This is a genomic window from Acinetobacter kyonggiensis, from assembly GCF_900107285.1.
Taxonomy (GTDB): Bacteria; Pseudomonadota; Gammaproteobacteria; order Pseudomonadales; family Moraxellaceae; genus Acinetobacter; species Acinetobacter kyonggiensis.
This window is the reverse complement of sequence record NZ_FNPK01000016.1, coordinates 1-17,793: the sequence shown is the minus strand read 5'-3', so window position 1 is coordinate 17,793 and position 17,793 is coordinate 1. Positions and strand designations below refer to the sequence as shown.

The window sequence follows — 17,793 nt, the reverse complement described above, 5'->3', positions numbered from 1 at the left end:
AGGATAAAATAATGAATGATAAATACGAACTGCCTGAACTTTACTTATATCGAGAACTAACAAGCGGTGAGCAATTAGCAATTAATCAAATGCTTATTTCTTATGTTTGGGAGATTGGTTGTCTCTTCAATGTGCATATGAAGAATAATGTTAAATCATACAATCTGGTAAAACTAACGAGTGTCAATTTTGAAAATGATGCTACAAGTGTTTGGGTTCACTTTGAAACAATAACAGGTGAAAGCATCGGTATACCTCTAGATTTCCTCTCAAAAATAGAATTTTCAGGGCAAAAAGAAATTTAAAAACTGCGAACCCGACGCGTATGAATTTTAACAAAGAAGGAATCGTATATGACATTTGATAGAGATTTTAGTAGATACGCTCCACAAATTGACTTTGATATGCCTGAGTTGGACGAACTAGATTTAACGCTAGCTGAGATTAGGGAGCTTAGTGATGATAACCTACTAAAGCTTTTAACGGGCGAATCTGATCAAGGTTTTATTTCACCCCCTTTATTGCAAGCTATTAACCATGAGTATATTAGAAGGCAAATGGAGATAACATCCAAAACCCACTGGACCATCCTGCCAACTTTTATAGTCGCCTGCTTGGCAGCAGTATCTTCTATAGTTTCTCTTGGTATTTCAATCTACCTTCTATCCCACTCATAATTGCATTAAGTAAATAAATACAACAACTAATGCTATGAAATTAATGGTACTGAAAATTATCGAAGCAACTAGTAGTAGCTTAATAGCCTTCAGCTCTTTATTGTCGATCATTTTGCACCGCCTGTGTTCATAGTTGTTAATTTTACAACAAGCACTCATTTATAAAAATATTTTACTGCGAACCCGACGCAGTCCTTTGGATCGGGTGGAGAGATAAGTGAAAATTGAATTTCAGTATTTAGCTAAAGGTGCAGATCGACCTGATAGTGTGACGTTATCCGATGCAGGCTACTTGGTAGAGCAAGGTGAGCCTACCCCCTTTATAGGTGATTGCATTATGCTTGAGATTTGCAGCCCGTTAGATAAAAAAGGAAATTTCGGTCACTTTAAAGTTGTTGCACGCCATTTTATGTACTCACCCTCAGGGCATCAGCAAAAACACATGGTTATTGTTGTCACTGATGCAGATGATACCCCTGAGAATAATTATAGAGAATGATTCATCTCTAATACTGAGAACAAATCTTCGAATAGTGCATTCACTGGATCGCGCTTACTATTCTCAGTATAAGCTAGGAGTTGGCTTTTATAGGTACGCAGCCGATGACGTAATGGATCATTAAGGACAGCCTGAAGTAAATCTTGCCGTGTTTTACACGCTTCAGTGCCAGCAAGTGTTTTATCGCAAACCGCTTTTATAGTTTGATCCATGGTATCTAGACGCTCACTACTTACTGATGTATCTAAAAATACAAATTCTTCAGCTATCTTGATTTGCTCTTGAATAACAATTGGGTTTTGAGTTGTAGCTACTAGAGCTGTATACAAATTCGCTCGAAACTCTTCTTTAGTCATCTAATAAACTCCATCCAACCCATCCCTGTGATGGGTTTTCTTTTGTCTATTAAAACATAATACTAAATTTAATTACTAAATATTTAGTAAATACTATTGACATAATATTTAGTAAATACTAAATTACATCTCACCAGATAACAAAAAAGTCCCTGACATTCGACCGACGGGACTTTTACTCAAAGAGCGAGATAATTATGAATCAAATCCCATCCCACAGTCAAATGCCGACGTTCGTTAAGAACGAAAGCAATACAAAGCCTGTGCTTTATCAGCATCCTAAACCTGAAGAAATGCGTGTTTCTTTTTGGGTTAAAACCAAAGCAGTTCTGAAAGAAGTGGCTGCAATCTCTCTGATCGGTATCACTGTTGTATCAACCGTGTTTACAGTCCGTAGCTGCTCAAACGAAGTAGATCGTCAGCATGCCCAAGCGCTTAAACATCAATTGCAGTTTTCTGCTTCAAGTGAAGGAGCGCGCTAATGACTACTTCTATTCTTGTTATGCCTTTTGGCAAATATAAAGGCACTGCGATTACAGAGCTAAAACTAAGCTATGTGAATTGGTTGCTTACTTTGGACAACTTAAAGTCCGACTTGCGCTTAAGTCTTGAGGCATTGGTTGCTGAACGTAAACGTCGCCAAGCTTTCGCTATCGGTATGCAGAGTTCGCATATTCCTTTACATGAACGTCGTGCGTACAAAAAACGCATGGGCTGGGTTGGGGCTTAAGGGGAAATATCATGAGTTTAAATATTATTTCTGCGGATCAAGCATTGAATGTTAGTGCAATTATTACTTACATCTATGCCGATCCTGGTTTGGGTAAAACATCATTGGGCTTCACTGGCGACAAAGCTATTTCCTTTGACTTTGACCGTGGTGCTCATCGTACTGGTGAACTTCGTCGTGGTGCAGTGGTTACTGTTCAACAATGGGCTGATATTGAAAATATCAAAGAGCAAGATTTAGCGCCTTACAACACGGTCGTCATTGATACTGTTGGTGCAATGTTAGAAGCCATTAAAACTCATTTGCTCAAGACAGCAAATAACCGCCAGCAAGATGGTGCACTCAAGTTAAAGGCCCAAGGCCTGGCTAACATGAAGTTTAAGCAGTACATCAATACCCTGCTGAGCTTCGGTAAAGATGTTGTATTTATTGCCCATGCATCTGAGGATCAGAATGGTGATCAAGTTATTTACCGCCCAGAGCTTGGTGGTAAAAACCGAAATGAGTTGTACCGTATAGCCGACATCATGGGCTACATGACAACCGTCACCACTGGTGAAGGTAAAAATGCTCGTGTCATTAATTTCAAGCCATCGCCTACACATCATGCTAAAAATTCTGGCGCATTGGGTGGTGAGACTGGTGAAGTATGGGTGCCAGATTTGAAGTCACACCCTACTTTTTTAGCTGACTTAATTGCTCAATCCAAAGCTCACATCAACACATTAACACCTGCCCAGTTAGCTTTAGCTAAGGCAGTTGAAGACTTGGAAAACTGGAAGCAAAGCTGTGAAGAGGCAGTTTATCCGAGTGATTTAAATCACCTGACTGAAACCTTAAAGTTAGACAAAGAGCACGTTTATTACCAAAACATGCGCCAAGCAATGCTAGCTCGCGCCAAGGTTTTAGGATGCACTTTCGATATCCCGCGTGAAACATGGATAGAGCCACCAGAGTTCAATGGCATTACCGAAGCTCAGCGTGATGAGCTTCAAAATCTACTTGCACAGGCAAACCTAGATGTTATGGCCTTCTGTGAAAATCAAGGCATCGACAGCCTAATGGCAATTGAAGCTTCAAAATTCAACGATGTTAAAGCCCACATCATCAATACAACTCAAGGTCAGGGAGCGGCAATCGCATGAAAATTTTAAATGGTAACGAAGCTTTTGCGGCAATGGCAGCGGGTCAGAATATTGAATGTCGTTTGATTCACCAAGACCATGGTTTCCAAGACATTAAGCAATTTACGGCAACTGTTTATTTTGATCCTCGCTATGAGTTCCGTGTTGCGATTAAGTTCTTCACTATTGGTGAGATGCAGGTGCCTGAAGCAATTCAAGAGGCACCAGCAAAGGGTGTGCAGTGCTTTGCGCCTTCTATTCTGACCGAAGAATTAAGCAAGTCGTTCAAATGGAAAAGCTCAAACTCTGATTTGATGCTTATGGAACGTGGCCAAGTGCATCTGATCCAAGAGCATGCCGAAATCCACGCTCAAGCCTTGATTAAAATTAGCCTTGGATCTTTTGAAAATACCCAAAATTCAACATCAAATGATGTTGTAGAAAAGACATTTGATAGTCAGTCAAATATTCAAATTACTGAGCAAGGTTCTGTTACCACGGTAAAAGAAACTTTATCGAAGGACTTTATCGAAACCGATTCCGTTGATGAAGACGGGGATCTAAAAATCAAGGAGCTTCAACGACTACAGGTTGAAGCTGAAAACCTTATCAAGAATGGTATTGGCCAACAGGTTGAAGACGATCACGAGCATCAAGAACATTTAGAAATATTGCTCAATGATATTGCTTTAGCTAAGACACCGATTGAAGCAAATGCCCAAATCAAATACACAAAATCTTGGACTCAAGAACAGCGCAAGCCAGTAATGCAAGCCATTAACAAACGCTTGATTGAACTCAAGGCTATGGAGGAACCTAAGTCCGAAGAAACCCCTTCACTCATGGTTCAGATCCAAAATGCGCCCGACCTCACTGCCTTAGATGTTTTGGAAATCGATGTTGGTAGTCGTCACCCGGATATTCAACCGAAGTTGATGGGCTATGTGAAGAAACGTCGCTTTGAGTTGGAAAATGGGGCTGGTCCAGTGGGAGCACCTCTATGAGCTACCACTACTCCACTATCACCCGGACTCTTACCGTGTTCGGGGCGAAGATGACACACGTTTTTAAAAATACCGGTGCTGGCGAAATTGAAGAATTAGTCACTGATGCAAAGTTTAAAGAAGCGAGTTGGAGAGCGTGATGGAAATTCCAAAAAAAGAAAGAGAGGTTTTTGAAGATCAAATCATCGCAGATGGCTTTGTGGAATTTAGTGGATATTCGTTAAAAAAGGATGAATTTGAAGGTTATGTTGATGAGCGAGTTGAATGCGCTTGGTTTGCATACAGTCAAGCTTTCAGAAGAGCTACGGAACAATCTCAGGCAGTACCTGAAGGTTTTGTTTTGGTGCCGAAAGAGCCAACTGAAGAAATGATACGCATGGGTGATTTGGCGTTTGCATATGATGAGTGTGTAGATGCGAGAAAGATATACAAAGCTATGATTGAAGCACAGGAGCAAAGTCATGATTGAAAAACCTATCTTAAAAATTGGCGACACGATCAAAGCTGAATTTGAAAACTTTTTAGGTCAAATGATTGTGGTTACTGGTGTTGTTCGACGCATTGATAGCTCAAGCACAATCGTTGGTAACGACATTACTGATGGTGTTTCGTTTTTTGTAAGTATTGATGAGATTTTAGAAATTAATCATGAATCAATTTTATCTGGTTCAGTTCTGAACAGTTTGAAGGAGGTGTCATGAACGCTAAAATTCTTGACCCCTGCTGTGGCTCTCGCATGTTCCACTTTGATCGTCAAAATCAGAATGTGATTTATGGAGATATTCGGACTGAAAGCCATATTTTATGTGATGGTCGCTCGCTTGAAATAGCACCAGACATTGAAATGGATTTTCGCAATATGCCCTTTCCTGACGATTCATTTCATGCAGTAGTATTCGATCCACCCCACCTTATACGTGCAGGTGATAAAAGTTGGTTAGCCTTGAAGTACGGGAAATTAAATCAAGATTGGCGTGAAGACCTAGCCAAAGGATTTTCTGAATGCTTTCGAGTACTCAAGCCTAATGGCACATTAATTTTTAAATGGAATGAAACACAAATTAAAGTCAGTGAAGTTTTGGCTTTAACGGATCAAAAACCATTTATTGGCCACCCAAGTGGTAAACGTGCAAATACCCATTGGATATGTTTTATGAAGATGAGTTTGAAGGAGGTGTCTTGATGGGAGCAGTTAAGAAAATTGAGGAGCCGATAGACATTAGTTTTCTATTACTAATGAAGTATCGGAAACCAGTAATTTCACTTTCTGAGTTATTACCGGATTATTTACCTCACCTGACTATCGAGCAGGCAAATAAGCGTGCAAATAAATGCACCCTACCATTTCCTGCTTTTAAATCAGATGGACGCAACTCACCTTTTTATGTACATTTAGCTGATGTTGCCTTCTGGCTAAATTCGATTCAGAAAGAGTCTAGAAAAGACTGGCAAGCGATGAATGACTAAACGTAAGTTATTGATAAAAGCCCTGAGTGGTTGCACCGTATTTGCACCTTGCACCACTCAAAACCACATAAGACAATGATAATAATAAATATTTATAATGTATCTATCCCACCTGCCATAGGAGCGACAATTAAATTATTTGACAGTTGATATGGACCAATATACATATAAATTCATCACTTTTTCGACCGACATAGTATACTGCATCTACTGTATTGGCTCATCCTTTTGGAACATGTTTTCATCCTTATGAAAAAAACTCTTTTTATTTCATCTCATTTTAAATCCTTGAGTATCCTTGCATTGTCGCTAAGTTTAGTGGCATGTGGTGATGGTTCTTGGTGGTCAAAAAATAATGAACCGACTTTAGAAGAAGATCAAATTAAACGCCTAGTCCCACCACGGGTGAACAATCGTAGTTCATGGGCTAAAGATATTTTTAGTATTACCAATCAGCTTGATATTCCTCAAACCAAAGAAAATATTTGCAGTATTGTCGCTGTTGTAGATCAAGAATCTAACTTTGTCGCTGACCCACAAGTTCCGGGTTTAGGTGAAAAAGCAGTGAAAGAAGTCCAAGACCGTTTAGAAGAAAAATTTAAAGATAAATTAGGCGATGGTTTGGGCGGAACAGTTGCGGGTTATTTTCAAGAAGTTTTAAAAAATCAGCCAAGTCCTGAAGATAACTATTTAAGTCAAATGCGTCGGGTGAAAACTGAACGTGAACTGGATGAACTATATCGCGAAATTTTTGCTTATATGTCCAAGCACTACCATGTCAGTGCATTAACGGGCGCAGCAAAATTAGTGGGCCAAGACATTGGTGAAAAGCTAAATCCAATTACCACATTGGGTTCAATGCAGGTTCATATTGGATATGCTAAAGAACACAAACGCCAAGGTGGCAATATTGCAGAATTACGCACTGACTTATATAGCCAATATGGCGGTTTGTATTACGGTATACATCGTTTAATGATGTATCCTGCGGATTATGATAAAGCGATTTATCGTTTTGCAGACTATAACTCAGGTATGTATTCAAGCCGTAATGCAGCATTCCAAAGTATGCTCAATGATCTTACAGTCGCTGAATTAGACTTAGATGGAGACCTGTTACTTTACAACAAAGATGGTTCAATTCGCTCTGTCAGCAGTCAATCTGAACGTGAATTGATTAGTGTGTTTGCAACCAATAACATCTTGGTCACACCACGTCAAATTCGTACAGACTTAAAGAAAGAAAAAGATAAAAGTTTTGAAGATACAGCAACATACCGTGCAGTAACTAAGCTTTACAAAGAGAAAACAGGTAAAAAACCTATCTATGCCATCATGCCTGAGGTCGTTATTTCTGGCCCTAAACTTAGCCGTGACTATAATACCAACTGGTTTGCAACACGCGTAAATGGAAGATACCAATCATGTATGCAACGAGCAAAAAGAATAAAAATTTAGCGCTCTTCGATTTTGATGGAACCCTGTGTACAAAGGATAGTTTCACGGGGTTTATATTTTATGCGCTATCTAAACGGCATATCGTCAAACAAGGGATTAAAATCCTACCGTGGATCCAAGCCTATTATTTAAATGCCTACCCTGCACATGCCATGCGTTCTAAATTATTTCGTGCAATGTTTACGCATGCCGATGCACTAGAATTGCAACAAGTTGCTCTAGAATATGCAAACAGCTTAATGTCCCAACTAAATCCTGCATTACTTAAACAACTTAAGCAACATCAAGCTTTAGGGCACGATATTGTATTGGTTTCAGCATCGGTAGATATCTATCTAGAACCGCTCTGTCACTTATTAAATATTGATTTAATTTGCACGCAGACTGAAAAAATAAATAATTTATATACGGGACAATACACAACGCCAGATTGTAGTTCAGAACAAAAAAGGCTACGTATTTTAGAAAATTACCCTTTAGCGAATTACGCTGCGATTTATGCTTATGGCAACAGTCATGAAGATAAAGAAATGCTGGCTCTTGCAAATCATGCCTATATGATCGGTGTCAATAAAATACTCCCACCACTGCCGAACAGTATTCAAATTGCCATTTAACTTCAAAATATTCAGTACCTTGATTATTTTCGATCTAAACAATAAATCAAACCATTAAAATTGAACAAAAATTCAAATTAAACTAATGTTTTATTGATAAAAAATACTGTGATAGTATCTACATAAATAATAAATACAGTGCATAACAAACAATAAATAAGGGTAAATGTATCATGAATTTATTTAATCCCCCCAAACAAGTAAAAGGTGTATATATTCGTTTTGGCGAAAATCCTTTTGTGTTGCTGTCCTTATTTTTCCGTCAGGCTAAAAACCAAAATTGGAGTCAGCAAGAAATTACACATGTATTGGATAAAGCAAAAAAAGGCAATTATGCACATTTAGTTAAAACACTTAAAGCGCATATCCACCATTAAAAAAACCACTTCATTTAAAGTGGTTTCTTGGTGCAATATTTCATTTATTTCTTAAATGGAAATGCATATTTTGCTATACGTTTAAGTACACTACCATATTGTTTCAATAGGCTGGCATTGTTGTAATTCAAGCCATACTTTTCACATACAGCCTGTACCTTCGGTGCCATTTTACGATAGCGACGTGCTGGAATATCAGGGTATAAATGATGTTCGATTTGATGACTTAAATGCCCCGTCAAAATATGAAATGCTTCTGAACCGGTTAAGTTCGATGAACCACGAATCTGACGCATATACCAATGACCGCGACTTTCATTTTCCAGTACTGTTTTTGGAAACACCTCAACGTCTTTAGTGAAGTGACCACAAAAAATAATACTAAATGTCCAAATATTACGAATACCATTCGCAACGAAGTTACCCGCTAAAACAGGCAAAGCCGCTGGACCTGCAATTAAGGGAAAAAAGACATAATCTTTAAACAGCTGTTTGGTGATTTTAGTCTGTAAAGGTTTCCACTCTTCTTTTAGTTCCTGTTTCGTCTTACGACCAAACCACACTTTGCCGATTTCAAGGTTTTGAATTGCAACTCCCCATTGGAATAACAAACAAAATGGAATGGCGTAAATAGGTTGTAAAAGAAAGCCGGGTTTCCAACGCTGTTCAGGGAAAAGACGTAATAATCCATAACCAATATCGTCATCCATACCTTTAATATTGGTATAAGTATGATGTTTATAGTTATGGGTTTGACGCCAATTATCCGCTGTGCCCACAATATCCCACTCATAAGTTGGGCCATGGAATTTTGGATCATTCATCCAGTCATATTGACCGTGCATGACATTATGACCCAACTCCATGTTTTCCATGATTTTAGAAAAACCAAGTAAACCTGTACCTAAAAGCCATGCTGGTGGAAACCATCCTGCAAATAAACAGGCACGACCCGCGATTGATGAATAACGCACGGTTGAATAAACACGGCGAATATATTTGGCATCTTTTTCACCAATATCATCTAAGACTTCTTGTTTAATCGCATCTAGCTCACGTGCTAAAGCATCGAGTTGAGATTGAGTAAGCTCGCCATTTTTAGGGTTTTTAAAATATTGCATTTTAACGGGCATATTCATAATATTGGACTCACTTATAAATCAATAACAAGGTCAGACTGAGCTGAGTTGACACATATTTTCAATACATTACCGGGTTCTGCATTTTGACTACCATTCACCATATTTTTGGTTGAACCTTCAACTTTATTGCAGACGCATTTATTACAAATACCCATACGGCAACCATGAGTGGGTTTGATATTTTGCTGTTCCAAACTGGTTAAAATGGACTGACCTTTTGGAATGGCAATGACTTTTTTAGATTTCAACAAAGTTACATTGACAAAGCCAATATCTGAACTCTCTAGCGGTGTCATACTAAAAGCTTCACTTTTAAAACTTTGAGCATGTGCAAATAACTGTTCAGCTTGCGCTACAAATCCAGATGGACCACAAGCATAGACCACGTTATTTTCGATATTTGAAATTAATGCGGTATGCGCTACATTTAAGCGCTCACCAGCATCATCTTCTTGAGTATAAAAAACTTGAAATGTAAAATTAGGATATTGTTCAGCGAGCTTCTCAAAATGTGCTTTAAAAGCAACATCGGCATATTCTCTGACCCAATACAATAATTTTATCGGTGCTTGAGCCATCCGATTGGTCTTGGATAATGCTTTGAGTAAACTGAACATTGGCGTAATACCACTCCCCGCAGCCAGCAATACCATCGCTTGAGCTTGTTCAGGTAACAGCATATCGCCATAAGGCTGACCAAATTCAAGAATATCGCCGACTTTAGACTGCTCAGCTAACCACGAACTGACTTTACCCTGATCAACTTTTTTAACGGTTAATAACACATGTTGTGCATCCAGTTGAGTCAAGCTGTAGCTACGTTCATAGCGAGTACCATTGACACTCACAAAAATCGGATGATGCTGTCCAGCTTGCCCTACATCAAAATGACGATTGAACTGAATGGTTAAACTCACCATGTTTTGAGCAGAATTTTCTTTTTGAACAATTTTGCCCAATGCTTGATTGAGAGACCAAAGGGAGTTAAATTTTTGCAACCAAAAATTAGCTGCATGCTGATCAATAACAATTTCAGCAAGTGAACCTAGGGGAGATTTGGTTTTTTCTAAAACATGCATAATCAGATACCACGCGATTGAATTTGTATTATTATACACATGTATATATATTTGTATATACACTTGTATTGTTTCTATTCATTTCCCATGTGACCAAGCAACCGCTATAATGTTTGAGTGTCTTTAATCTCTTGAAAAATATGAACCAGTCTTCAATTAAAAAAAATGTTACTGCCACAATTGATGCACAAAATTTTGCGCATGAGCCAGTTGTTGTCCGCACAGTCGGTCGAAAAGCAACGATTACCAAAGAAGAACTGTTTCAAGCTGCGCTCAATTTAATTGGGCCTCAAAAAAGTATTTCATCCCTAAGCTTACGTGAAGTTGCCCGAGAAGCTGGCATTGCACCGAACAGTTTTTATCGACATTTCAAAGATATAGATGAGCTTGCAATTGAATTGATTGATCGCTCAGGCAATGTATTACGCCAAATTTTACTTGAAGCACGTTTAAAAGCCTCGAAACAAAACAGTATCATTCGCAGTTCTGTTGAGGTTTTTATTGAACAATTGGATGCAGATGAAGGTAATCTAAGTTTATTACTTCGTGAAGCCTATACTGGCTCTACCTCATACAAATTAGCCGTTGAACGCCAATTAAATTATTTTCAGCAAGAACTCAAAGACGATCTAATTCTGTTAGAACGCTTAAATAACAGCAAACTGTGCCACCCAGATTTGGTAGCAAAAGCAATTACGCAATTGGTCTTTAATATGGGTGCTAAACTTATTGATATCCCCATCAATGAACGTAAAGAAGTGGCAGAGCAAACCATGATCATGATTCGCATGATTTTAGAAGGCGCACGTCATTTAGATGAAGCCAAAATAAACTAATAACTTAGGCTTAGGAGTGATCACTTATTTGAGTATCTCCTTTACTGCTTTAGCATCATTTTTTCATTACTTTTTTTGCTGAGCAATAATGTGTTTAACCAATTCGGCTGTTTTTTCAGGCTGTTCTAAAGGGAACATATGCCCGCCTTGCATCAAACTATAATTAATCTGATAAGTCTTTTGTATACCTTGTGGAAAACCTTGTTTATAAAATGGACTCTTGTTTGCACTAATTAAATGGACAGGTACAACAGGTGCTTTTCTTGGTGTACGCCACCACCACGCAGGTACAGTTCGAAAAATTTCAGCTTCAATGACTTTAGGGACAGTTAAAGTTAAACCACCACGCTCAGTATCTTCTTGTAAACCATAGCTTAAAAAATCTTGAAAACAGGTTTCATCAAAATGTCGGAATAATTGATTATGCCGCATTGAAGTATATGCATGCGCATGATCTTTCCAATGATCTGTGCGTTTCAAGGTAATTCCTGCTGGTGTAAATTGATCAATGGCTTTGAGTTTTAATTTCTTTGCAATCTCAAACATGGCTGATTTAGAACCAATCACAAAAGGCGGATCCATAATCACCAATTGTGAAAATAAATCAGGACGTTTATAAGCACTCATGAGTGTTAATAACGAACCAAAGGAATGCCCCAGACCAACCACCTTTCTACCCTGAAATTGTTGTTCAACATCATCAATAATTTGATCAACCAAGTAACGCCAATCATGGGTAATCGGGTACTGTGGGTTCATTCCAATCATTGGGATGGACTTTAAATCAAACTCATCTTGAAAATAAGTAAAGAATTTTTGATAACTTTGCGCAGGAATTCCATTGGCATGAGTAAAATGAATTTCTGTTTTCATAAATAATTCATCAGCCATTCGACTGTGCTCTTCTTTTGATAAAGTGATTAACCGAATTACTAGCTTACGTAAAAATATACGGAGATTAAATCAATAAATCATCAATAGGCTGACTTCAAAGTCAATTTTGCTCTTAATACAGCAATACTCAATAGAACGCTTATTTTTGTGAAACAAGCAAAGCTTGATTGGCTAAAAAAGTGGCACCACAGGTGGTTTTATCTCCAGCGAGTACCACTCCTCGCCCTTTTACTAGTGTTGACTGATCTGCCGCAATGGATGACACCACAACTTGGCATTTGGGACAATAATGTTTCATTCCATGCAAATGTACTGCAATACCATTGATAACAAATGTGTTTTCACATTCAGATACGATGCCGCCATGTGTCGTTGAAGACCCCATCGTCACTAAAGATTTAGCCATAATTTTTCTTATATATTTTTTAAATTTATGTCCTATTTTAACATAAGCTGAATTCTAAACGCCAGAATCCCCTATGCTTAAAAATATAAGAAAATAAAAAAGCACCCGAAAGTGTAATACCAGTCAGTTAAGGATTTAGAAATGAAATCCTTAGTTTTTAGTTGTTCATGATGGAGTCTTATATTTTTAAATCAAACACTTGGAGCTCACCTATTACTTTGGATAAGCCCAAATGAGAAGCAGAGCTTCGCAAGAAAGGCATCTTGCGGCGCAGTGCGCCTCACCGCAAAACTCGCCAAATACCTTTTATTGATTAATAAATCGCAGAAACCTTACTTTTTTAAAATAGTTTTGCCTCGAACAGTTGCGGATGACGTTTCCGTGTATCGAATAACATTATGAATTTAAAAAATAAAATGCCAGTCAGTTACGAAATTGACTGGCATTAACCCGAAGGTGCTTTCTTATTTCATTCAAAACTTAAGGTTTAACCACCACAAGCACTTGAATGGCTTCAGGTGTGACAGACAAGCCATCAAGCAAGCTAATGCCTTCTTTTTGCAATTTTTGTAAACGTGCAATTTCATCTTCACGAATACTTGGATTAAATTGCTTAAGATAAGTTAAACGGTCAATTTCATATTGCCATTTATTGCCATACACTTCTTTGGCTTGTTGTTTAAAGCTTGGTAATGCTGCCTTTGCAAGATCCAAAGCTTGTACATAACGTTGTTCAATCACATCACGGCGCGCTTTCACCACCTGACGGCAGCTATTACTGTCCAAATGATGTAAATAAGGTTTCAAAATATCGGGTGCAATCTTATTCGATAAATCCTGACCTTTTTCACTCAATAGAACACGAATAAGTTGCTGCGGCAGGCTTGACGGTAAGTTCAAGGCTTTCGGTGCAACCACATCAACTTTAAACCATACTTCCAACAACACCGAACCTTGTGGTAATGCCGCAGATTTCAACACAGCAACATTGGTACTACCAAAGCCTTGTGTATTAATCATTTCCATGACACTTTCTGTGAATGGATGTTCAAGGGTTAAATACTGCGCATCTTCACGGGTTTGTGCTTGGTCACGATAGAAAGTGGCTGTCATGCCTTCTTCATCGAGCGTTAAACCTTGAACCTGCATTTGATCCGTTGGTTTAATAATTACAGTACCGTTACTTTGCTCATCGAAGTCGATATTGGTCGATGCCATGAAGCGCTTCATAAACATTGGCAACGTGGTGTTGTCATCATAATCTTCAAGTGCTTTCACAATTTCTTGCGCCACTATAGGACGACAAGAGTTGTATTCTAGCAAACGGTCACGACCTTCCTGCAATTCAGCTTCCAAAGCTTCGCGCTGTACACAGACTTCTTCAAGTAAATCTTCAAACTGTTGACCCAAATCATTCAACAAACAATCTTTTAATTTAATAATGAAGTTTTCTTGCAGTGTTTGAGCCGTAGGTGAAATATTACTAAAAATATTTAAACCTTCATTGTACCAACGGAACATACGCTCTTGTGCTGTCCCCACTAAATAGGGCACATGAATTTGAATACGGTTTTCTTGACCAATACGGTCTAAACGACCAATACGTTGTTCTAAAACGTCTGGATTCGCAGGTAAATCAAATAAAATGAGGTCAGAAGCAAACTGGAAGTTACGTCCTTCAGAACCAATTTCTGAACAGAGTAAAATTTGTGCACCGTAAGAATCTTCAGCGAAATAAGCAGCCGCTTGGTCACGCTCAAGTAAGCTCATGCCTTCATGGAACATGGCAGTACGAATACCCGCATGTAAACGCAGTACATTTTCCAGCGCTTCAACCACAGGGCCAGTACGTGCTATCAGCAATACTTTTTTGTGTTTCAGTCCTGTGCGAAGCATTTCCATCAACCACATGACACGCGGATCATGTTCCATCCAAGCACCATCAAGCTGTGCTTCTTCAGGCCACATTTGTTCACGTAATTTACCATCTTTAGACCAATGTGCTGGCGCAGGTAATGCAGCAGGTTGACAGTCACGACCTGGGAAACCTTGAATCGCTTCACGGGTATTACGGAATAAAATACGACCTGTACCATGACGGTCTAATAATTCATGAATGGCACGGAAACGTTGTTCTGGCTCATCCTGAATACTATGCCCGAGTAAACTTTCAATAGCAGATAAATGACCTTGTTCTAAAGGCAGATCTGACATCAACACTTCCGCAATTTTTGCAGTGTGGTGATATTGCACTTCTTCATCTAAGAAACGATCAAGTGAACTAAAACGCTGTGGATCAAGTAAACGTAAACGTGCGAAATGGCTTTCTACACCCAATTGTTCTGGGGTTGCAGTCAGGAGTAAAACACCCGGTGTTTTTTCAGCAAGTTCTTCAACAAGGTCATAACGGTCATTACCACCTTCTTCTTCACTCCACATCAAATGGTGTGCTTCATCGACCACAAGCAGGTCAAAACCAGCTTCTAGCGCCTGCTCACGTAAATCATCATGATCGACCATTAAGTCCACGCTGGCAATGATGCATTGCTCAGTCAAGAATGGATTTAAATCAGGATCATGCTCTTTAATGGATGCTGTACGGGTTAAATCAAATAAAGAGAACTGTAGATTAAAACGGCGGCGCATCTCAATCATCCACTGATATTGCAGTGAATCGGGTACTAAAATCAAGATACGTTCTGAGCGACCTGTTTTAAGTTGCTGATGAATAATCAAGCCCGCTTCAATGGTTTTACCCAAACCCACTTCATCGGCAAGTAAAACACGTGGTGCAAAACGCTGCCCTACTTCATGGGCAATATAAAGCTGATGTGGAATCAGACCGACACGTGCACCGACCATGCCTCGTAATGGACTCGCTTTCATATTGGCTTGCATAAGCAAAGCTTCAATACGCAGGTCATACCATTCTTTATAATCAATTTGACTGGCAAGCAACCGATCAAGTGGTTTAGACAACTGAATATGAGCGCCCACGCGAGTTTCATTTAATGATTTACGCTCTTCAGTCCCGTCTTCTAAAGTACGCACCACGTTATAACGCACCACACCATGACGATCTTCAAAAGACTCAACATTCCACTTGGTGCCTTCTTGATCTTGTAATTCATCTTTAATGTTAAAAACAATACGCGATAAAGGTGCATTATTACGTGCGTACACACGTGTTTCATCACTTTTCGGGAATAAAATGCTAACCGATCGTTCATCTACATCAATAAGAACCCCTAAACCAAGCTCTGTTTCTGTATCTGATAACCAACGCTGACCAATAGCAAACTGATGCAATTTTTCCACCTTTATCTAAAAATGAGGACACTAATTTCAAACTCAAAACCTGATTAGTATTTGAGCAAAAAAATAGGTCTTTAAGCAATATATTTTGACATAAAGCCCACTAAAAAGTGAGCAAATTCGATGACGATTAAAAAGTTTTTATCTTAAAAAGGAACAGGATAATAAAACTCCACCAATTCCTCTGTTTGAGGATGGTAAAAACCCAAGTGTTCAGCATGTAAGCATAGACGGGGAATCAACTGTTGCTGTTCCAGTGTTGCATATAAAGTGTCACCCACAATCGGATGCCCCAGATACTGCATATGTACGCGGAGCTGATGTGAGCGGCCTGTAATAGGGGTAAGTTTGACACGCGTGACCGCCTGCCCTTGAAGTTCAAAATGTTCAATGGCTTGCCAATGCGTTAATGCAGGCTTGTTATGATGAATATCGGCAATATGTAATGGCGGATGTTCAGGATCGTAAATTACCGGCACATCAACCGTGCCTTCGCCCTCAAGATGTCCGGCAACGACCGCTTGATAGGTTTTCTCGGTTTGGCGTTCCTGAAACTGACGGGAAATGGTTTTTTGTCCCCATTTGGTCAGGCCAAACACCAGAATACCAGAAGTATCACGATCAAGACGATGAATCAGTAAGGTTTGCGGTTCTATTTTTAATAATCGGTTGATCACGCAATCTTGTAAATCTTCAGTTTTACCGGGAACGGTGAGTACACCTGCAGGCTTATGGATCACCATAAAATCTTCGTCACGATGGATCAGGTGTTCGGTTAGAAAATTACTCAATGTTCAATTCCAAGCGGATCGCGAAAACAAGCCGGCAATGATAGAAAGCTTGGCGCAGAATTACAATGCGCAATGCTGCAATTGACGACGGATTTTCCGATTTTGCTCAAAAATTATTTCAATCTCGTGTTATGAACGTGCTGATTGCAATATAAAACCCGCCAGTTCATGCATACAAGCATGTTCTAAAATATCTTCATATCGCACATTTGCACCATACGCGCGCCAAATGCCGACCAAAGTGACAATGGCGATAGAATCCAAACCGTATTGTCTCAAATCGACAGAAGGATCAATTTCAAGCGCATCCATGTTCAACTGCTCTGCAACAGCAAGCATAATTCCCTTGGTTGAAATTACATAATTTGACGGTGCACTTAAATTCCATAGCCGAGCCAAACTATAGCTAGACATGTGATGCAAACCTTGTGCCGAGATATTTTCAATCCACTGAATATGCTGGTCTTGATTCGACAATAAAATCGCATCATCAACCACACAAATTTGCGCGGAGACACTTTGTAGATGCGGCAAGATCTGCTTGAGCATCGGACTCACCTGCCCTGCAAATATCATTTGTGGATTCGATGATGCATATTCACCCAAATGTTGCATCCCCTGCGTTAGGTCATCGCCATACAAATCAACAATTGGAATGTCTAATGCTTTGGCTTTATTGCTGATCTGGATTAGATTGCTCATCAAATCAGTGTCTTGAATTCCGGCCTGCATTCGCAAATTTTGCAATCCAACAAGTACCAATACTGAATTTGCAGCAGAAAGCTGCCATTTGGCTTGAGAGGGTGCAAGTTGGATTTTTTTGGGCATGGGGTAAAGCATGAGTAGCTCTAATAAATATTAAACAAATTAATGCTTATTGTAGTTTATTCTCATTATTAGAGCCATTTGAACAGTTTTTTAAGCTTGCTGTTATTCACCAATTAAAATGTCTATGCGATAAACCATTTAAAATGTCCTGTTTTTAACCACAAGAGTCAAGCACAGGATTTAAATTTCTTTG

At 39.0% G+C, this 17,793-nt stretch carries 24 protein-coding genes and 1 pseudogene; 16 read left to right on the top strand and 9 right to left on the bottom strand.

Going from position 1 to position 17,793, the window contains the following annotated elements; genetic code table 11:
* Nucleotides 1–11 precede the first annotated feature (11 nt).
* The 3 genes from BLV99_RS12535 to BLV99_RS12525 all read left to right on the top strand — a co-directional run bounded on the left by BLV99_RS12535 (nt 12) and on the right by BLV99_RS12525 (nt 1,176).
* Nucleotides 12–305: a hypothetical protein gene (locus tag BLV99_RS12535; RefSeq protein ID WP_092691194.1), complete on the top strand. Its 294-nt coding sequence runs from the start codon at nt 12–14 to the stop codon at nt 303–305.
* A gap of 48 nt (nt 306–353) precedes the next feature.
* On the top strand, nt 354–677 hold the full coding sequence (locus BLV99_RS12530; RefSeq protein WP_244516315.1) for a hypothetical protein: 324 nt from the start codon (nt 354–356) through the stop codon (nt 675–677).
* Nucleotides 678–894: 217 nt separating this feature from the next.
* Nucleotides 895–1,176 carry a hypothetical protein gene (locus BLV99_RS12525; protein WP_092691191.1) on the top strand — a complete coding sequence of 94 codons (282 nt, stop codon included), beginning with the start codon at nt 895–897 and terminating at the stop codon, nt 1,174–1,176.
* Here the strand turns inward: BLV99_RS12525 and BLV99_RS12520 are convergent.
* A complete protein-coding gene (locus tag BLV99_RS12520) occupies nt 1,164–1,532 on the bottom strand; it encodes a hypothetical protein (RefSeq protein WP_092691188.1) in 369 nt (122 codons plus the stop codon). The two genes, BLV99_RS12525 and BLV99_RS12520, sit on opposite strands and share 13 nt — an antisense overlap.
* 197 nt (nt 1,533–1,729) lie before the next feature.
* On the opposite strand from BLV99_RS12520, the gene BLV99_RS12515 reads away from it, so the two are divergent.
* The 9 genes from BLV99_RS12515 to BLV99_RS12480 are packed head-to-tail and all read left to right on the top strand — an operon-like array spanning nt 1,730 to nt 5,857.
* Entirely contained in the window at nt 1,730–2,014 is a 285-nt protein-coding gene (locus BLV99_RS12515) for a hypothetical protein (RefSeq protein WP_092691185.1), read from the top strand.
* Nucleotides 2,014–2,262, top strand: coding sequence for a putative quorum-sensing-regulated virulence factor (locus BLV99_RS12510; RefSeq protein WP_074947478.1), 249 nt, complete (start codon nt 2,014–2,016; stop codon nt 2,260–2,262). The genes BLV99_RS12515 and BLV99_RS12510 overlap by 1 nt, the downstream gene beginning before the upstream one ends.
* 11 nt (nt 2,263–2,273) lie before the next feature.
* Entirely contained in the window at nt 2,274–3,407 is a 1,134-nt protein-coding gene (locus BLV99_RS12505) for an ATP-binding protein (protein WP_092691183.1), read from the top strand.
* On the top strand, nt 3,404–4,390 hold the full coding sequence (locus BLV99_RS12500; RefSeq protein ID WP_092691181.1) for a hypothetical protein: 987 nt from the start codon (nt 3,404–3,406) through the stop codon (nt 4,388–4,390). Before BLV99_RS12505 ends, BLV99_RS12500 begins: the two co-directional genes overlap by 4 nt.
* Nucleotides 4,387–4,530 (top strand): hypothetical protein, encoded by a 144-nt coding sequence (locus tag BLV99_RS18245; protein WP_167356330.1) that lies wholly within the window; start codon nt 4,387–4,389, stop codon nt 4,528–4,530. The genes BLV99_RS12500 and BLV99_RS18245 overlap by 4 nt, the downstream gene beginning before the upstream one ends.
* Nucleotides 4,530–4,859, top strand: a complete 330-nt coding sequence (locus BLV99_RS12495; RefSeq protein WP_092691178.1) for a hypothetical protein — start codon at nt 4,530–4,532, stop codon at nt 4,857–4,859. Before BLV99_RS18245 ends, BLV99_RS12495 begins: the two co-directional genes overlap by 1 nt.
* The gene (locus tag BLV99_RS12490) at nt 4,852–5,091 is read left to right on the top strand and encodes a hypothetical protein (protein ID WP_092691172.1); all 240 of its coding nucleotides are present in this window, start codon (nt 4,852–4,854) and stop codon (nt 5,089–5,091) included. The genes BLV99_RS12495 and BLV99_RS12490 overlap by 8 nt, the downstream gene beginning before the upstream one ends.
* Nucleotides 5,088–5,573 carry a class I SAM-dependent methyltransferase gene (locus BLV99_RS12485; protein ID WP_092691169.1) on the top strand — a complete coding sequence of 162 codons (486 nt, stop codon included), beginning with the start codon at nt 5,088–5,090 and terminating at the stop codon, nt 5,571–5,573. Before BLV99_RS12490 ends, BLV99_RS12485 begins: the two co-directional genes overlap by 4 nt.
* A complete protein-coding gene (locus BLV99_RS12480) occupies nt 5,573–5,857 on the top strand; it encodes a pyocin activator PrtN family protein (RefSeq protein ID WP_092691167.1) in 285 nt (94 codons plus the stop codon). The genes BLV99_RS12485 and BLV99_RS12480 overlap by 1 nt, the downstream gene beginning before the upstream one ends.
* Nucleotides 5,858–5,958: 101 nt before the next feature.
* On the opposite strand, the pseudogene BLV99_RS18730 reads toward BLV99_RS12480, so the two are convergent.
* Nucleotides 5,959–6,024, bottom strand: a pseudogene (locus BLV99_RS18730) (hypothetical protein); the annotation flags it as partial.
* Nucleotides 6,025–6,106: 82 nt separating this feature from the next.
* Between BLV99_RS18730 and BLV99_RS12475 the strand changes: the two are divergent.
* From BLV99_RS12475 to BLV99_RS12465, 3 genes are all read left to right on the top strand, one after another.
* Nucleotides 6,107–7,315, top strand: coding sequence for a DUF1615 family protein (locus tag BLV99_RS12475; RefSeq protein WP_092691164.1), 1,209 nt, complete (start codon nt 6,107–6,109; stop codon nt 7,313–7,315).
* Nucleotides 7,282–7,932, top strand: a complete 651-nt coding sequence (locus BLV99_RS12470; protein ID WP_092691162.1) for an HAD-IB family hydrolase — start codon at nt 7,282–7,284, stop codon at nt 7,930–7,932. The genes BLV99_RS12475 and BLV99_RS12470 overlap by 34 nt, the downstream gene beginning before the upstream one ends.
* Before the next feature lie 173 nt (nt 7,933–8,105).
* Nucleotides 8,106–8,309, top strand: a complete 204-nt coding sequence (locus BLV99_RS12465) for a hypothetical protein (protein ID WP_086184608.1) — start codon at nt 8,106–8,108, stop codon at nt 8,307–8,309.
* Between the two features lie 44 nt (nt 8,310–8,353).
* Here BLV99_RS12465 and BLV99_RS12460 read toward each other — a convergent pair whose 3' ends face one another.
* Together BLV99_RS12460 and BLV99_RS12455 are read right to left on the bottom strand one after the other, a co-directional pair.
* Nucleotides 8,354–9,448, bottom strand: a complete 1,095-nt coding sequence (locus BLV99_RS12460; protein WP_092691159.1) for a fatty acid desaturase family protein — start codon at nt 9,446–9,448, stop codon at nt 8,354–8,356.
* Nucleotides 9,449–9,462: 14 nt separating this feature from the next.
* Nucleotides 9,463–10,530, bottom strand: a complete 1,068-nt coding sequence (locus tag BLV99_RS12455) for a ferredoxin reductase (protein WP_092691156.1) — start codon at nt 10,528–10,530, stop codon at nt 9,463–9,465.
* A gap of 140 nt (nt 10,531–10,670) precedes the next feature.
* Between BLV99_RS12455 and fabR the strand changes: the two genes are divergently transcribed.
* A complete protein-coding gene (gene fabR, locus BLV99_RS12450; protein ID WP_092691153.1) occupies nt 10,671–11,366 on the top strand; it encodes an HTH-type transcriptional repressor FabR in 696 nt (231 codons plus the stop codon).
* 66 nt (nt 11,367–11,432) lie between these two features.
* On the opposite strand, the gene BLV99_RS12445 is transcribed toward fabR, so the two are convergent.
* From BLV99_RS12445 to BLV99_RS12425, 5 genes are all read right to left on the bottom strand, one after another.
* Nucleotides 11,433–12,239, bottom strand: coding sequence for an alpha/beta fold hydrolase (locus tag BLV99_RS12445; RefSeq protein WP_086184716.1), 807 nt, complete (start codon nt 12,237–12,239; stop codon nt 11,433–11,435).
* A gap of 160 nt (nt 12,240–12,399) precedes the next feature.
* Nucleotides 12,400–12,666 carry a PAAR domain-containing protein gene (locus BLV99_RS12440; protein WP_086184611.1) on the bottom strand — a complete coding sequence of 89 codons (267 nt, stop codon included), beginning with the start codon at nt 12,664–12,666 and terminating at the stop codon, nt 12,400–12,402.
* A gap of 480 nt (nt 12,667–13,146) precedes the next feature.
* Nucleotides 13,147–15,984 (bottom strand): RNA polymerase-associated protein RapA, encoded by a 2,838-nt coding sequence (gene rapA, locus BLV99_RS12435; protein ID WP_092691150.1) that lies wholly within the window; start codon nt 15,982–15,984, stop codon nt 13,147–13,149.
* 143 nt (nt 15,985–16,127) lie between these two features.
* Nucleotides 16,128–16,772 carry an RluA family pseudouridine synthase gene (locus BLV99_RS12430; RefSeq protein WP_092691147.1) on the bottom strand — a complete coding sequence of 215 codons (645 nt, stop codon included), beginning with the start codon at nt 16,770–16,772 and terminating at the stop codon, nt 16,128–16,130.
* A 129-nt stretch (nt 16,773–16,901) separates the two neighbouring features.
* The gene (locus tag BLV99_RS12425) at nt 16,902–17,612 is read right to left on the bottom strand and encodes a phosphopantetheine-binding protein (protein ID WP_092691144.1); all 711 of its coding nucleotides are present in this window, start codon (nt 17,610–17,612) and stop codon (nt 16,902–16,904) included.
* Nucleotides 17,613–17,793 lie beyond the last annotated feature (181 nt).

What these genes read in the sequence shown, in the direction of transcription:
- BLV99_RS12530 (WP_244516315.1), top strand. Translation starts at nt 354, where the DNA reads ATGACATTTGATAGAGATTTTAGTAGATACGCTCCACAAATTGACTTT.
- BLV99_RS12480 (WP_092691167.1), top strand. Translation starts at nt 5,573, where the DNA reads ATGGGAGCAGTTAAGAAAATTGAGGAGCCGATAGACATTAGTTTTCTA.
- BLV99_RS12505 (WP_092691183.1), top strand. Translation starts at nt 2,274, where the DNA reads ATGAGTTTAAATATTATTTCTGCGGATCAAGCATTGAATGTTAGTGCA.
- BLV99_RS12500 (WP_092691181.1), top strand. Translation starts at nt 3,404, where the DNA reads ATGAAAATTTTAAATGGTAACGAAGCTTTTGCGGCAATGGCAGCGGGT.
- BLV99_RS12425 (WP_092691144.1), bottom strand. Translation starts at nt 17,612, where the DNA reads ATGCTTTACCCCATGCCCAAAAAAATCCAACTTGCACCCTCTCAAGCC.
- BLV99_RS18245 (WP_167356330.1), top strand. Translation starts at nt 4,387, where the DNA reads ATGAGCTACCACTACTCCACTATCACCCGGACTCTTACCGTGTTCGGG.
- BLV99_RS12475 (WP_092691164.1), top strand. Translation starts at nt 6,107, where the DNA reads ATGAAAAAAACTCTTTTTATTTCATCTCATTTTAAATCCTTGAGTATC.
- BLV99_RS12535 (WP_092691194.1), top strand. Translation starts at nt 12, where the DNA reads ATGAATGATAAATACGAACTGCCTGAACTTTACTTATATCGAGAACTA.
- BLV99_RS12440 (WP_086184611.1), bottom strand. Translation starts at nt 12,666, where the DNA reads ATGGCTAAATCTTTAGTGACGATGGGGTCTTCAACGACACATGGCGGC.
- BLV99_RS12460 (WP_092691159.1), bottom strand. Translation starts at nt 9,448, where the DNA reads ATGAATATGCCCGTTAAAATGCAATATTTTAAAAACCCTAAAAATGGC.
- BLV99_RS12485 (WP_092691169.1), top strand. Translation starts at nt 5,088, where the DNA reads ATGAACGCTAAAATTCTTGACCCCTGCTGTGGCTCTCGCATGTTCCAC.
- BLV99_RS12495 (WP_092691178.1), top strand. Translation starts at nt 4,530, where the DNA reads ATGGAAATTCCAAAAAAAGAAAGAGAGGTTTTTGAAGATCAAATCATC.
- BLV99_RS12520 (WP_092691188.1), bottom strand. Translation starts at nt 1,532, where the DNA reads ATGACTAAAGAAGAGTTTCGAGCGAATTTGTATACAGCTCTAGTAGCT.
- BLV99_RS12515 (WP_092691185.1), top strand. Translation starts at nt 1,730, where the DNA reads ATGAATCAAATCCCATCCCACAGTCAAATGCCGACGTTCGTTAAGAAC.
- BLV99_RS12455 (WP_092691156.1), bottom strand. Translation starts at nt 10,530, where the DNA reads ATGCATGTTTTAGAAAAAACCAAATCTCCCCTAGGTTCACTTGCTGAA.
- BLV99_RS12470 (WP_092691162.1), top strand. Translation starts at nt 7,282, where the DNA reads ATGTATGCAACGAGCAAAAAGAATAAAAATTTAGCGCTCTTCGATTTT.
- BLV99_RS12445 (WP_086184716.1), bottom strand. Translation starts at nt 12,239, where the DNA reads ATGAAAACAGAAATTCATTTTACTCATGCCAATGGAATTCCTGCGCAA.
- BLV99_RS12465 (WP_086184608.1), top strand. Translation starts at nt 8,106, where the DNA reads ATGAATTTATTTAATCCCCCCAAACAAGTAAAAGGTGTATATATTCGT.
- BLV99_RS12510 (WP_074947478.1), top strand. Translation starts at nt 2,014, where the DNA reads ATGACTACTTCTATTCTTGTTATGCCTTTTGGCAAATATAAAGGCACT.
- fabR (WP_092691153.1), top strand. Translation starts at nt 10,671, where the DNA reads ATGAACCAGTCTTCAATTAAAAAAAATGTTACTGCCACAATTGATGCA.
- BLV99_RS12490 (WP_092691172.1), top strand. Translation starts at nt 4,852, where the DNA reads ATGATTGAAAAACCTATCTTAAAAATTGGCGACACGATCAAAGCTGAA.